The organism is Aeribacillus sp. FSL K6-1305 (assembly GCF_038050115.1).
GTDB lineage: Bacteria > Bacillota > Bacilli > Bacillales > Aeribacillaceae > Aeribacillus > Aeribacillus composti.
In genome coordinates this window covers 402,051-416,862 of record NZ_JBBOQV010000001.1, presented here as the reverse complement: position 1 = coordinate 416,862, position 14,812 = coordinate 402,051, and the positions used below count along the sequence as shown (strand labels likewise).

Genomic DNA, 14,812 nt, shown 5'->3' with positions numbered 1-14,812 from the left:
TTTAAGACATCGCTTAGTAATGCCAAAATGGTGCTGAACGATGATTCTCATCTATATGAAAATAATTAGGTCAGATGATGCGGGATGACCTTTGAACTTATGAATCATTTACACAATTCCACGTTTCATTTTTTACTATCTTTAAATAATAAATAAATGAAATAAGGAACACCGATGATGGAAATGACAATCCCGACTGGCAATTCAGCTGGAGAAAAAACAGTTCTGGCAATATAATCGGAGACAATGACCATAAGCATGCCGACCGTTCCGCTGACGGGAATTAGCCAAAAATGATGGATTCCGACCAAACGCTTGGCGATGTGCGGTGCTATCAAACCGACAAATACAATGTTTCCAGCCACAGAGACACAAGCGCTCACAATTCCGATACTGCATAAAAGGAACACATTTTTTTCTTTTTCCGTACGAATTCCCAGTCCTATTGCTCTATCTTCTCCTAATTGAAGCAAGTCGAGTATATACGATTTTTTTATAATAATAGGAACTAATATGACGAGCCAAGGCAAAATAGAGACAATGTATTTCCAATTAGCATTCCATATACTTCCATTCAACCAAACTGTCGCCATTTCAAAATCCTGAGGGTTCATTTTCAAGGATAAAAACATAGACAAGGCCCCAAACCCAAATCCTATTGCAATTCCAACCAAAATCGCTCGTTCGGAATCTAGTTTTCCATTTCGCCATGAGAATAAATAAATCAATAGTGCTGAAGCCAGTCCGCCTATCCAACCAAACAGCGGCATTGCCAAAGTTGACAGCCATCCGCTTCCCGTTATTTGCCCTTCAAAAAAGAGCATAAAAATAACGATAGCGGCTCCTGCCCCTGAATTGATTCCTAAAACGCCAGGGTCTGCAAGTCCATTTCTGCTGATCCCCTGTAAGGTTGCACCCGCCACTGCGAAACCAAATCCAATCAATGAAGCTATTAAAATACGGGGCAAGCGAAATTCAAATATGACCAAATCATGCTCAGAATTGGGATCAACCCGCAGCAAAGTCTTTACTATATCGATAACTTTAATATCAAATTCACCGTTTGTTAAGCTGACATATATTGCAGCAAAAATAAAGACTATACTGATCAGCATCACTGTCCAAAATCGTCTCGCCATTTGTTTATGCATATGTTCCTCCTCCTCTCTTGTAAATTAAATAGAGGAAGAAAGGAACTCCGATTAGGGAAGTGACAACTCCAATAGGAGTCTCAAACGGGTAATTCAAAAATCTGCTTAAAATATCGGACAGTGCTAAAAAAATACCTCCAAGTACTCCGGCGCAAGGAATAACCCACCTATAATCGATTCCAATTAAAAATCGGGTTATGTGCGGAATGATTAAACCAACAAATCCAATATTTCCTGCCAAGGCAACAGAAATACCAGTCAAAATGACGGTGCTGGCCATTGCTAACGCTTTGACCAACACCGTTTTCTGTCCTAAACTCACAGAAACTTCTTCACCTAAAGAAAGAATTGTGAGCGATTTGGAAATATAAAGAGCCATTATGATCCCGACAATTGCAAAAGGAATCGCAAGTTTTATTAGAAAGGGATCCATCTGATGCAGCCGGGCATTATACCAAAAACTGATGTTTTGCGATACTTGAAAATACGTTGACAAGGCAGCGGAAATACTGCTGAGAAACGTTCCAATAATAGTTCCGATGATCGCCATTCGAACGGGTGACATTCCGTTTGGCATAAGCGACGCCACGCCGAAGACGAAGCCAACAGCAATGGCTGAACCGAGTAGTGAAAATATTATCATGCTCAAAGATGATGCATCCGGCATGAAAATCATGCAGAGTGTAATAGCGAAAACCGATCCGTCAGAAACTCCCAAAATCGAAGGGGAGGCAAGATAGTTCCTCGTCATTCCCTGCATGATCGATCCAGATATGGCCAAGAAAATTCCGATTAAAAGTGCTCCAATCGCTCTTGGCAAACGGGAATGTATTACAATTTGGTGATTTACATTTTCCGGATCAAAATGAAAGAACGCCTCCCAAACCGTTTCGAAATTTATATCTTTCGCTCCATAAAGTATAGATAATAGAACTATGAGCACAAACGCAATAGGCGAAGAACATAAAATGAGAATGGATATAGGAATCTTTAAGCGCATATTATGATTCCCGCCCTGCATCATTCATTTGCCAATTTTTCAGTCGCTGCTTTTAAGAATTGAATTTTACTCCATGCTGTACCGCCTTGTGCCAACGGATCCACAACGTTTACGAATACTTTGTCGTTTTTAACTGCATTAATGCTTTTCCAGATCGGATTCTTTTGCAATTCCTCTAGTGCTTTTGGATTCTCTTGGTTCTCATCCTCTGAAAATTGGACAAAGAGATAAATCGAGTCAGTCAAGACTTTGTGGGAACTTTTTTGATTCCTGAAAACAGATGTAAGTCATAGGTTAGCGAACCATTTTTTTGAATTTCATCCGTAAGCGCTTTCGGACTCTCATCCCTTGCCATGACAGACCGATATGTATACCTTTTTTTACCATCCCTTGAGTTCAGACAGGGCATGATAGATCGGAGTCCCGGACGATTGCTGTAAATATGGCTTGTTTCCGCGTTACCTCCGGAAGAAGACGGCGGACGCGTTGTTTCGCCTTGTTCACGATCGTCTGTTTGGTAGATGCCGTTTCCTCCGCCGGATGCGACGATTCTTCTCCGAAACGACGTCCGAAAAGACGAATCCCATCCATCCGGGCAATCATTGCCTTGAAAAACGTCCTGAGTCCCTTGTCTGTCCAACTGCGGCGGTATTTCACCCGATACGCCAGCTGGCTCATCACGCTTTCAGCCCTCCCCATCGGATACATGCCCGTTGTGTCCACTCCTTGCTCCTTCAGCCATTCCCGGTAATTGCGGATACATCCCGGCATCGATTCAATCCGGTGGATCAAGGCAGCCAGCTGTTGTTCTTTCGCTTCGTCCCCCAGCGTGCCGAGGGCGCTGTTCAGTTCCACAAGCAACCCCTCTTCATCCTGCTTCGCCAGCTTTTGCCGAATCGCCTGCCACCGTGGATGGCCCGAGAGGCATTGGCGCAACTCACGCGCCACGTGGAATCGATCCAATTGGAAGCAGACCCGTCCTTTGAAATACTCCCGGCATGCGGTAATCCATGGAGCGCCGTCCCCGTTGATGACAAGAAGATCCCGACACGGATCATAGGCATATTCGTTCATCAAAAATTCCTCGAAGCCTTCCCACACCTCCCTCTTGCCCTCATGGACGTAATGGCGCTGATTCACGAATTCGATCCGTGAGCCGTTGCGCTTCCACCCTTCGTGAACGGTCAGGATTTTGTCTTCCTTGGCCCGTTTTCCCTTCCCTTGGCGAGAGACAAACAGTCCATCGGCCTCCACAAACAGCACCCGTCCATATCGCTGGTCAACCGGGCAGTGCAGCGGAACTTCAGCCTCGAGCACCAACTGGCGGATCGCCTCATGGCTCATCACCGGATACCCGACCATCTGGGCAAGCGTATGAGCCGCTTTGCGATAGGAAGAGCACTCCACAGCCAATCCCACCGCTGTTTCTTCTAGACAAGGGCTGATTGACTGTGATCCATCAAACGCTAAAAAGGAGTCAAGCAAAAACGTGGTAACGGTTTTGTTCTCGGTCTAAATAGTAGTTTCGCTCAAAGGTAACTTCGCCAAACAGGGTTTGAATCGTGGTGCGTCGTTTGTCTTTCAAGTGGTACCGGCGCTTGTCCCGGGTTTCCGCCAATTGTCGGTCGATGTCCTCCAACAGAGCCGTAAACAGCTCAGCGAAGGCGTTTTGCAGGGCTCGAAACAAATCAAGTTCGATCTCTTTCCATGTCAACGAATTTGTGGTAAGATGTTGTTGAATATTCATGGGACTCTCTCCTCCTGTTTGATGGTGTGGACAATGATCATCTTACCAGGGAGAGAGTCCTTTTTCATGTTTCCTGCTTGGGATCCTACCGCGCTTCGCTTGCTGGCCCCGATGAGGGGGATTGCGAACCTACGTTCCCAACCCCCTCATCGGGGAACTTCTAAGAATTTTTCCCACAAACATTTTACTCACACGACAAAAATGACGATGGCGGAAATAACGCCAAATGCTCCTCCGCTAGTCACGGCTACTTGGAAAATTTCCCAAAAACTCATCGAAAAGATAATGTTTTTCGTTTCTTGTTCCAACTCTTGATCATTTTGGGCAAAAGACGTTGTGCTTTCATCTTGCGGCAACATGTTCTCGATTGCTCCTGTTTTTTCTTTTGATTTTTGAATCAAGCGTTGAAGTTGTTTCGCTTCTTCCCTTGTCACGGGGCTGTCCGAAAAGTCGATTGAATCGACCTTGGGCTCAGCCCTTTTTTCTGTTTTTAGGGTACAAAAAAATCGTCCTTTTTTATAGAATGAAATTGACCAAAAAACATTCTACAGAAAGGACGATTTCTTATGAATAATCAAATGACTATTCAAGAAAATTATAACACGCAATTAGAAATGACTCTAGAGGGTATTCAAAAAATAGAGGTTCAAAAGAATAAGAAACGCAAAAAACTAGTTTTCCAACCTTATTGCAATCGTCAAGTCATGAGCATTTTAGATATCGAAATGTATATTCCTGAAAATCATGTCGCCCGTTTAGTGGATGAAATGGTGGAATCGATTCCGGATGAAGTGTTGTATACTCATTATGTTGGTGGGGGTCGTGCACCCTATCACCCTAAAATGTTATTGAAAGTGATTTTATATGCGTACACTCAAAATGTTTATTCAAGTCGGAAAATAGCGCAAATGGTGAAAGAAAATCTTCCGATGATGTGGTTGGCGGGATTGCAAACCCCTGACCATCGCACAATAAATGATTTTCGTAGTGTTCGTATGTCAAACATGATGGATTCTGTATTTGAACAATTTGTCCTTCAACTAGTAGAACAAGGACTTATCGACCTCGACCATATTTTTGTGGATGGTACGAAAATAGAAGCGAATGCCAACAAATATACGTTTGTATGGCGAAAATCCGTAGAAAAATATGATCAGAAACTACGAGCCAAAATTCAATCGTTTCTACAAGAAGCGCACCAAATCGCCTTGGAGGAATTAAAAGAAGAACAATTAGAAGAAGAATTAGAAAAATCATCGGCACAACTTTCTGAGAGAATAGAAGCTTTGGAAAAAGATTATAAACAGGAAGAAGACAAAGAAAGAAAAAAAGAACTTCGCTCTAAAAAATCCCAACTCACCAAACAACTGAAAACGATTCAAACGGATTATCTTCCACGATTACGAAAATACAAAGTACAAAAACAGATTCTAGGTGAACGAAATAGCTACTCGAAAACCGACCATGAGGCCACTTTTATGCGAATGAAAGAGGACCATATGAAAAACGGCCAACTCAAGGCGGGTTATAATGTTCAACTCGCCACACAACATCAATTTATCGTGGGATTTGAAATTTATCAAAATCCAGGAGATACTCGCTGTTTCCAACCATTTATGGAAAAGTTATTGGAATCGATGCCGAAGGAAAAGAAACTCAAGTATGTCATTGCCGATGCAGGATATGCGAGTGAAGAAAACTATTTATATGCGATTGGCGAAGAAAAAGAACCTCGTTTTGAATTATTAGCCCCATACCAAACCTATTTGAAGGAACAAAGTAAAAAGTTTAAAAAGGATTTATCAAAAGTACAAAACTGGAAATACATCGAAGAAGACGATTGCTTTATCTGTCCGAACAATCGGAAAGTCGTATTCAAGTATTATCAAAAAAGAAAAAATGCATCTGGATACATACAAGATTTGAAAGTGTACGAGTGTGAAGATTGTACGGATTGCCCGTTGAAGAATGGGTGTACGAAAGCCAAAGGAAATCGTCGAGTATATTGGAACACGATTTATGAAGAAATGAAAGCGAAAGCCAAAGCAGCTCTTGGTGACGAACAAAAGGCAGCTCTTTATGCGAAGCGTAAAGTGGATGTCGAAAGTGTGTTCGGTAACATCAAGGGCAATTTGCGTTTCACTCGATTTCTGTTACGGGGGCTTCATAAAGTCCGAACAGAATTCGGGATTGTGGCAATGGCCCACAACATACTGAAATGGGCCGCAAATTCCCAAACCAATTTCAAAAATAAGGAAACAGAGCGAATGGAAAAACTCATTGTTTTCTCCATTCGCTCTGTTTTTATGGACTTTTTAGACAAGCCCTCCGCTTCTCCCAGCTGATTGCCAGCTGTTTCTACATTTACTTTTACAACTCCAAACATTCTTTGCAGAAAGCCTTGTGATATGGAAATGCCTTGAATGCGTTCAAAAGGAATGTACCGTTTTTTTCTTACAAAAACGCCATATTCGATTCGCAATTCCCCTTCTTCCAAACGATAGGTAAAGCGAATCCAAGAAACAATTCCAATGACAATCGTATAAATGATAATGGCAAACGGCACGGCGATATCCCACATAGAGGAAATCGTTTTATTCCCGACAATAATGACGAGAATGATCGGTAAAATCGCGTCTTTCAGTTGTTTTACGATATTGGCTACAACGGAAATGGGGTGCAGTCGTTTTTTCTTAGACATCTTCATCCGCCACCCTCGCCAATCTGGAAATAGAATAACGCAGCTCCTCCGCTTCCTCCTCATCAAGTGCCGGAATTTCATGCACCGTTGCGGCAGTGGAAATGGTGACGGATGCCAGTCTGTATTTTTTTAATAATGGCCCTTGACTTGAATCAACATGCTGGACCCGAATCATTGGAATCAATGTACGTTTCACGACAAACAGTCCTCGTATACTAAGTTTCAGAAAGTTTTTTTATCGAATTTCCAGTCCGATACGCTCCTTGACAATCGCATATCTTGGGTGGTTGCCTTTGTGGGAGGGGCGCGCCCCTCCCACAAAGGGTTGAGCGTACCGGGGTTGGACTTTTCGCAATGTTCCTGGATAATGGTCTTAGGATCATCGGGGATACTCTTCTCACTCCTGTAGCTTTGACTACTTGTAAAGTCTGTCTCCTCGGCCCCTGTTTGGACGTCTAACCCGCAGGCTGTTCCCGTTGGTTTTCCCCATGCTGGAAGGAGCAGCTTCCAGGGCAGCCCATGGTCCAACGTGAGTTCTCATATGCGAGGGTGACTGGTCAACAGGCGCGATCCGGGGGCATCCCGAAGAGTCCTACCCCTCGATCCTACAACAATAGGAGGTGATCTCATGAAACTCTACGTCGGGATCGACGTGAGCTCACGCGACTTAGCCACCTGCATTATGGATCATGAAGGAAATACGTGCGCACGCTTCAAAGTGGATAATCATCTTCTGGGCGCCACCTTCCTTCGGGATCAAATCCTCCTGTGGGCTAACAAGCGAAAGCCAACCGAAATTCTGATCGGGATGGAAGCCACCTCGGTCTACAGTTGGCATCCAGCTATGTTTTTCCACCAGCAGGAGGCCTTGCAGGCTTGGAACGTCAAGGTGTTTACGATCAATCCAAAGCTCATTCGCAAGTTTAAAGAAGCCTATGTCGACTTGGAGAAAACGGATGACATCGATGCTTGGATCATTGCGGATCGGCTTCGCTTCGGCCGTCTGAAGATGACGGCTGTCCTCAAGGAGCAGTTTCTCGCGCTTCAGCGACTGACACGCATGCGATATCATCTCGTCCACCAGTTAACCCGTGAGAAACAGTATTTTCTCCAGCACTTGTTTTACAAATGCAGTTCCTTTACCCAAGAGGTGGACAGTTCGATCTTCGGACATGCCATTCTCGAACTGCTGCTTGAGTCGTGGAGCCTCGATGACATCTGCCAAATGGATGTCAAGCAGTTGGCCGACTTCCTGCGCCAAAAAGGGCGCAATCGCTTTTCCGATCCGGAATGCATCGCCAAGTCGATTCAAAAGGCGGCCCGTTCGTCGTATCGGTTGTCCAAGTGTGTCGAGGATTCCATCGACTTGCTGTTAGGGCTGTCGATTCAATCAATCCGCAGCCTGCAATCGCAGCTCAAAGAGCTCGATAAAGCCATTACCCGCCATCTTGAAGGCATTCCGAACACACTGCAAACCATCCCAGGCATCGGACCGGTTTATACCGCAGGCATCCTGGCCGAAATCGGGCAAATCGAGCGGTTTCACAACCAGGCCGCCTTGGCAAAATATGCCGGCTTGACATGGTCCAAGCACCAATCGGGCCGTTTTCAAGCCGAGGACACCTCCCTCATTCGTTCCGGCAATCGCTATCTCCGTTACTACCTAGTGGAGGCTGCCAACTCGGTGCAACGGCATGATGCGACGTTTCGTGCGTACTACCGGAAGAAGTATGAGGAAGTGCCCAAACACCAACATAAACGAGCCCTCGTCCTCACCGCTAGAAAACTCGTGCGTGTGATCGATGCGCTGCTACGCAACGGTCAAATCTACACGCCAAGAAAGGGGGAAGATCGATAAGAGGATCGATCTGGTATACCAATATCAACCTTTAGACCCAGTTTATTACATGTACCAATACTGGGTTTCTTCAGTATTGCCTTTTTTCGGATCATCGGACAAGGGAATTTCCAATTTCTATGATTTTTCACCTTGACATATTACCGCAGGACTTTTTGAATCTCGATTTCCTGTTCACGCACTTCATAACGCCATCTCCGCCAACGCAATGCGGGAATAAAGAAGATAAAAAAATAGCCTTCTCCAATCAATATAATAATCAGCATCGGAATAATCCATTTCGGTCCGTCAAAAACGATAATAAGGACAATGATAGCCGCAAAGACGATAAAAGAAACGGCCAATCCGATCATGCCGTATATCCGCCATACCGATAGCGCTCGTTCGGAGATTCTTTTTCCGGGCTCTCCATTCATGATTTCTCTATCCCCCTTAAACAAAGACAATCCATCGACGTAATGGTTATACGTATTTAGTATACAAGAAGTTTCCATCTTTAACTATCTGTTACTGTAGAATAACAAACTTTTGGAAAAGCAGGAAAATGAGCATGTTTCAAGAAAAATTATAGGATCGAAGCCATTGGAGAACGTGAATGATAAACCACTACGCTTATATTGTTCGTTCGCTGCGAAACCATCGCCCTTGCCAAGGCATTTGGTTTATACTGCAGCTCCTTCATCTTTAATACTTTTTTCACGCGTCTCTGGACTTGCAACCCCTTTTCCCGAAATGATGCGCGAAACCGTCGACTTCGAAACACCAGCCCTCAACGCGATGTCTTTAATGGTGTAGCCCACTAAAGTTAGCCTCTATACCGTTTGGTCCGGTTCGTTTTCAAAGCCTCATTCCAAGATGGATATTATACATGCATTCATTTGTCAAATCATTTGCAACTTCGTCATGAAAAAAGGCACGAATCAAATCCGTGCCTTCCGCCGTAACGAATCTATTTTTTTTAAAACAGCGTCCATATCCGCGCTGGCTGTTTCTGTTTCCCATCGATGGCGTCATCGGATATAAACAAAAAAGCCAGGCGGTCATTTTGCCTATGCCGCATGGTTTAATGAAACAATCCGCTTTTTTTCGCTTTCGCATGCAGCGAATGCATGTATTTGTTCAACGGTTCTTTCAGAAGCGTACCTAATAAGAGAGCCAGGACGGCAAACATCATGAGACGAACCGCATCGTTTTTCACTTTTCCCCACACAATGCCGCCGACTGCTTCGCGCATCAAATCAATCGCATACGTAAACGGCAAAAACGGGTTGATGTTTTGGAAAAATTCCGGAATAAGCTGAACCGGATACGTCCCCCCTGCTCCGGCGATTTGGAAAACGAGCAGGACGATGGCCAGCGCCTTGCCGACGTCGCTGAATACTGATACGAGCGTAAAGACAATGACAATAAACACAAAGCTGCATAACAGCCCAAAGAGGATGAACCAGCCGGAGTCATGAATATAAATATTCTTTAAAAGAAATACATCTCCTAACGTGACAATAAGCGCCTGAATACTGCTGCATGTCCAAAACGTCAGCAGCCGGCCAAAATAAATTTCTCTGCTGGTATACCCTTCTGCCTCATAAGGTTCGGTAGAAAGTAACGACACTAACAGCAGACAGCCCACCCATATGGACAAGACGGTATAAAACGGGTTCATCCCCGATCCATAGTTCGGAAGCGGAAACAATCTATGCGTCTTTAAGTCGACGGGATGGGCCAAAAATTCACCTTTTGCTCTTGGATCATTTTTTAATAAACGAATGATGTCGTAGATGTTTGTCTCTTTTTTCAATTTTACAAGAAAGGAAGCGATATCGTTGACTTTCCGCGCAAGAAACGGATACTGATCGCTTGCCGTCTGCAACATTTCTTCCCCCTGCTTGAGACCGCTGCCGGCGTGCTGAAGAAACCGCTCTAATTCCAGAATGGTGTTGGCGATGTCCGCGAGTATGCGGCGGGCGTCTTGAAGCGTCTGCTTCGTTTCGTTCTTTTTTTCTTTCATGAGTGGTGCGATATGTTGCTCGTATTCATTCATCACCCGATCGACTTGCTTTACCGCAGCTGCCGCCCGCTCATTTAGGTCGGTGAGAAGATGGTTGCCTAGCTGCGCCCCGTTTTCACTTTGCTCGTACGCTAACTTGGCAAGGCGTTGTGCTTCTCTTAAATTGGATTTTATGCCTGTCAGACGGCCGGACAATTGTTCCATATTGGCGGAAGCCGTGCGAGAGAAAGCTCGCTTTTCGATCATGTTATTGAATATGCGAAGCTGTGTTTGCGCTTCATCTGCCATTTGTTCCCCAGCTGCGGCCATGCTCTGGACGTCGGAAAGCCATTGCCGCTGCTGGGCAAGGGAAAGGTTTTCTTGCAGCTTGTTAGTTACGGCATAGATGGACATGGCGATTTGCTGCAGCGTACGCAAATTTTCCGTGATTTGCGGCGTCAATGTCTTTGCTTTTGCTTCCGCTTTCGTGAAAAACTGATTCATTTCATCAAGAAACGCAATGCCGCTGTTGACGATCCGTTTCGCTTCGGGAAGCGTTTTTTCCGCTTTATTGACGAGCCGTTCCGCCTCTTTCGCGTCGGACATCGATTGGTTTAACAGCCGCTTGATTTCCGGCAGCTTCGTCTGCAGCTGAAAAATCAGGGTCTCAAAATGGCGAATATCTGGCAGCTGTTGTTCTAATGCCACCCCCGCTTCATGAAAGATAGAAAACAAAACGCTGTTGACAACAGCGACAAATTGATCGCTTACTTGCTCGGTGATGGTGCTTGCTCCTTTGGATGTGATTCTCGGCGCAATCGCGTTCTTTTTGTCATTTTCATAGTAATGAATGACGGCCTGCTCCGGCCTATCTTGCACAATGGTAGCCAATTTTTCTGAAAAATCGCTTGGAATGACGATCGTCGCAAAATAATCGCCATAGCGGACGTTTTTCATTCCTTCTTGTTTGCCAACAAATTTCCAGCCTAAGTCATGATTGTTTCGTAGCGCCCTAACAATTTCTTTTCCGGCGTTAAACGCATGTCCTTGAATTTTTGCCCCTTTGTCTTCATTGACAATTCCTACTTTAATGTTTCTCGTGTTGGCATACGGATCAATAGAAGCTTCGATATTCACCCACGCATAAAGCGATGGCAGAAGAAGCAATCCGCCTACCAATACCGCCGCTACCCAGTTTGTTGCTATTTGCTTCATATCGTGAACATAAAGATTCCATATCTTTTTCACGAACCTCAACTTCCCTTTAGTGTGATTAAACTGCTTTTGTTAGTATAAACCAATGAAAAAAAAACTAAACATAAGCGGCGGATTGGAAACGAGCACAGTATGTTTACAAAAAACTGCTGGCTAACCAGCAGATGATGTATAAAATTTTGTGTAAAGCATTTTGCTAGACCAAAAGAAAAAAGGTAGGGTATTCTCTGATTTGGACCACAACACATTCCAGAGAAAGGAGAACCCTACCTATGTCTAAAAGAAGTATACCGAATGTCGACTGGGCAAATCAACTGGAAAGTGTCATTCGTCAGTTTGTAAAGGAAAAATTAGAACTGATCATGCGGGAAGAAATCAAGAATTTCCTCGAAATAGAACAGGCCGGAACATCAAATATGAGAAACGGCTACTATCAACGAAATCTAGATACGCAATATGGCCGGATTGAAGGTCTTTTGGTCCCTAGAGACCGAAACGGAGAATTTCAAACCCAATTGTTCGCTCCTTACCAACGCCACACCGGCTGGCTGGAGGAAGCCATCATCAGGATGTATCAAAGTGGCATGAGTACGCGTGAAATTGGCAAGTTTATTGAACGAATTTTAGGCAATGCCTATTCTCCCGCAACAATCAGTCGTATTACCGATGTCGTGAAGGAAGACATCGAGAAATGGCACACTCGCCCTCTACACAAGCGTTATTCGGTCTTATATTTGGATGGCTTATACGCAAAACTTCGTTGCGAAACCGTGGAGAAAGAAGTCATTTATGTGGTGTTAGGGGTGAATGAAGAAGGGTATCGCGAAATTCTTGATTTCTTTGTGGGAGGACAAGAAAGTGCCTATGTATGGCAGGAAATTCTTCAAAACCTCTACAAAAGAGGCGTCAAGGAAGTGCTTCTGGGCGTATTCGATGGACTACCGGGTCTAGAGGAAGCCTTTAAGGCGGTGTATCCGAAAGCCGATGTACAGCGTTGTGTCGTTCACAAAGTCCGTAACACGCTCAGTCGTGTTCGGAAAAAAGACCAATTCGAAATGGCGGAGGATCTGAAACTCATTTATCGTTCTCCGAATAAAGAAATCGCATTGGAGATGTTTCAACAGTTTCAATCCAAATGGTCTCGCGAGTACCCAAGGGAAGTCCAATCTTGGGCCAATGAGTTGGATGTCCTCCTTACATTTATGGATTATCCAAGCAGTATTCGAAGTGTGATTTACACGACCAATGCCATCGAACGAACGATCAAGGAGATTCGGAAACGCCTAAAACCGATGAACAGTTTGAATAGTTTAGAAGCCGCTGAAAAAATCGTGTATTTGACCATTCAAGATTTTAATGAGAAATGGGCAGGGCGAAAGTTGCGAGGATTTGCCGAAGCGCATGAAGCCCTCGAGCGAATGTTTGAAGAACGTTATCATTAACCAAATATTGTAAATAAACAAAATAAGGGGATTCTCCCTTTCCACACAAGAGACTGAATATTCAGTCTCTTGTGTGGAGGAAATATCCCCCCTCTATTCTAAATCCATTTCAGAGATACCTTATCTATCTTACATTACACAAAATTCTTGACGGTACCAATGTTTATGTGTCCGCTTGAGTCAGTCAAGATTTTGTGGGAACTTTTTTGGTTCGCTGAAAACAGGTGTAAGTCATAGATTGGCGAACCATTTTTTTGAATTTCATCCGTAAGCGCTTTCGGACTCTCATCCCTTGCCATGACAGACCGATATGTATACCTTTTTTTACCATCCCTTGAGTTCAGACAGGGCATGATAGATCGGAGTCCCGGACGATTGCTGTAAATATGGCTTGTTTCCGCGTTACCTCCGGAAGAAGACGGCGGACGCGTTGTTTCGCCTTGTTCACGATCGTCTGTTTGGTAGATGCCGTTTCCTCCACCGGATGCGACGATTCTTCTCCGAAACGACGTCCGAAAAGACGAATCCCATCCATCCGGGCAATCATTGCCTTGAAAAACGTCCTGAGTCCCTTGTCTGTCCAACTGCGGCGGTATTTCACCCGATACGCCAGCTGGCTCATCACGCTTTCAGCCCTCCCCATCGGATACATGCCCGTTGTGTCCACTCCTTGCTCCTTCAGCCATTCCCGGTAATCACGGATGCATCCCGGCATCGATTCAATCCGGTGGATCAAGGCAGCCAGCTGTTGTTCTTTCGCTTCGTCCCCCAGCGTGCCGAGGGCGCTGTTCAGTTCCACAAGCAACCCCTCTTCATCCTGCTTCGCCAGCTTTTGCCGAATCGCCTGCCACCGTGGATGGCCCGAGAGGCATTGGCGCAACTCACGCGCCACGTGGAATCGATCCAATTGGAAGCAGACCCGTCCTTTGAAATACTCCCGGCATGCGGTAATCCATGGAGCGCCGTCCCCGTTGATGACAAGAAGATCCCGACACGGATCATAGGCATATTCGTTCATCAAAAATTCCTCGAAGCCTTCCCACACCTCCCTCTTGCCCTCATGGACGTAATGGCGCTGATTCACGAATTCGATCCGTGAGCCGTTGCGCTTCCACCCTTCGTGAACGGTCAGGATTTTGTCTTCCTTGGCCCGTTTTCCCTTCCCTTGGCGAGAGACAAACAGTCCATCGGCCTCCACAAACAGCACCCGTCCATATCGCTGGTCAACCGGGCAGTGCAGCGGAACTTCAGCCTCGAGCACCAACTGGCGGATCGCCTCATGGCTCATCACCGGATACCCGACCATCTGGGCAAGCGTATGAGCCGCTTTGCGATAGGAAGAGCACTCCACAGCCAATCCCACCGCTGTTTCTTCTAGACAAGGGCTGATTGACTGTGATCCATCAAACGCTAAAAAGGAGTCAAGCAAAAACGTGGTAACGGTTTTGTTCTCGGTCTAAATAGTAGTTTCGCTCAAAGGTAACTTCGCCAAACAGGGTTTGAATCGTGGTGCGTCGTTTGTCTTTCAAGTGGTACCGGCGCTTGTCCCGGGTTTCCGCCAATTGTCGGTCGATGTCCTCCAACAGAGCCGTAAACAGCTCAGCGAAGGCGTTTTGCAGGGCTCGAAACAAATCAAGTTCGATCTCTTTCCATGTCAACGAATTTGTGGTAAGATGTTGTTGAATATTCATGGGACTCTCTCCTCCTGTTT

The 14,812-nt window shown here is 45.2% G+C and carries 9 protein-coding genes and 5 pseudogenes; 3 read left to right on the top strand and 11 right to left on the bottom strand.

The window, feature by feature from the left end; all coding sequences use genetic code 11:
• Positions 1–125: 125 nt before the first annotated feature.
• The 5 genes and pseudogenes from NST97_RS01960 to NST97_RS01940 form a co-directional block, all read right to left on the bottom strand.
• The gene (locus tag NST97_RS01960; protein ID WP_063388261.1) at positions 126–1,151 is read right to left on the bottom strand and encodes a FecCD family ABC transporter permease; all 1,026 of its coding nucleotides are present in this window, start codon (positions 1,149–1,151) and stop codon (positions 126–128) included.
• A complete protein-coding gene (locus NST97_RS01955) occupies positions 1,144–2,151 on the bottom strand; it encodes a FecCD family ABC transporter permease (RefSeq protein ID WP_063388262.1) in 1,008 nt (335 codons plus the stop codon). Before NST97_RS01955 ends, NST97_RS01960 begins: the two co-directional genes overlap by 8 nt.
• Before the next feature lie 20 nt (positions 2,152–2,171).
• A pseudogene (locus NST97_RS01950) lies at positions 2,172–2,381 on the bottom strand (iron-uptake system-binding protein); the annotation flags it as partial.
• A 150-nt stretch (positions 2,382–2,531) separates the two neighbouring features.
• Positions 2,532–3,898, bottom strand: a pseudogene (locus NST97_RS01945) (ISLre2-like element ISGsp4 family transposase).
• 188 nt (positions 3,899–4,086) lie between these two features.
• Entirely contained in the window at positions 4,087–4,257 is a 171-nt protein-coding gene (locus tag NST97_RS01940; RefSeq protein WP_341342857.1) for a hypothetical protein, read from the bottom strand.
• Between the two features lie 207 nt (positions 4,258–4,464).
• Here NST97_RS01940 and NST97_RS01935 point away from each other — a divergent pair, with 207 nt between their 5' ends.
• Positions 4,465–6,243 carry an IS1182 family transposase gene (locus NST97_RS01935; protein ID WP_339195154.1) on the top strand — a complete coding sequence of 593 codons (1,779 nt, stop codon included), beginning with the start codon at positions 4,465–4,467 and terminating at the stop codon, positions 6,241–6,243.
• Positions 6,244–6,272: 29 nt separating this feature from the next.
• Here NST97_RS01935 and NST97_RS01930 read toward each other — a convergent pair.
• Together NST97_RS01930 and NST97_RS01925 are read right to left on the bottom strand one after the other, a co-directional pair.
• Positions 6,273–6,479 (bottom strand): annotated as a pseudogene (locus NST97_RS01930) (PH domain-containing protein); the annotation flags it as partial.
• 112 nt (positions 6,480–6,591) lie between these two features.
• Positions 6,592–6,807: pseudogene (locus NST97_RS01925) on the bottom strand (PH domain-containing protein); the annotation flags it as partial.
• 420 nt (positions 6,808–7,227) lie between these two features.
• On the opposite strand from NST97_RS01925, the gene NST97_RS01920 reads away from it, so the two are divergent.
• The gene (locus tag NST97_RS01920; protein ID WP_341342802.1) at positions 7,228–8,457 is read left to right on the top strand and encodes an IS110 family transposase; all 1,230 of its coding nucleotides are present in this window, start codon (positions 7,228–7,230) and stop codon (positions 8,455–8,457) included.
• A gap of 140 nt (positions 8,458–8,597) precedes the next feature.
• Here NST97_RS01920 and NST97_RS01915 read toward each other — a convergent pair whose 3' ends face one another.
• The 3 genes from NST97_RS01915 to NST97_RS01905 form a co-directional block, all read right to left on the bottom strand.
• Positions 8,598–8,873: a hypothetical protein gene (locus tag NST97_RS01915; protein WP_245566479.1), complete on the bottom strand. Its 276-nt coding sequence runs from the start codon at positions 8,871–8,873 to the stop codon at positions 8,598–8,600.
• 246 nt (positions 8,874–9,119) lie between these two features.
• Positions 9,120–9,257, bottom strand: a complete 138-nt coding sequence (locus NST97_RS01910) for a LacI family DNA-binding transcriptional regulator (protein ID WP_233504918.1) — start codon at positions 9,255–9,257, stop codon at positions 9,120–9,122.
• A 263-nt stretch (positions 9,258–9,520) separates the two neighbouring features.
• Complete coding sequence (locus tag NST97_RS01905) at positions 9,521–11,692, bottom strand: YhgE/Pip domain-containing protein (RefSeq protein ID WP_339195149.1); 2,172 nt, start codon at positions 11,690–11,692, stop codon at positions 9,521–9,523.
• A gap of 239 nt (positions 11,693–11,931) precedes the next feature.
• On the opposite strand from NST97_RS01905, the gene NST97_RS01900 reads away from it, so the two are divergent.
• Positions 11,932–13,101, top strand: a complete 1,170-nt coding sequence (locus NST97_RS01900) for an IS256 family transposase (RefSeq protein WP_339199677.1) — start codon at positions 11,932–11,934, stop codon at positions 13,099–13,101.
• 324 nt (positions 13,102–13,425) lie between these two features.
• Here NST97_RS01900 and NST97_RS01895 read toward each other — a convergent pair.
• Positions 13,426–14,792 (bottom strand): annotated as a pseudogene (locus NST97_RS01895) (ISLre2-like element ISGsp4 family transposase).
• Positions 14,793–14,812 lie beyond the last annotated feature (20 nt).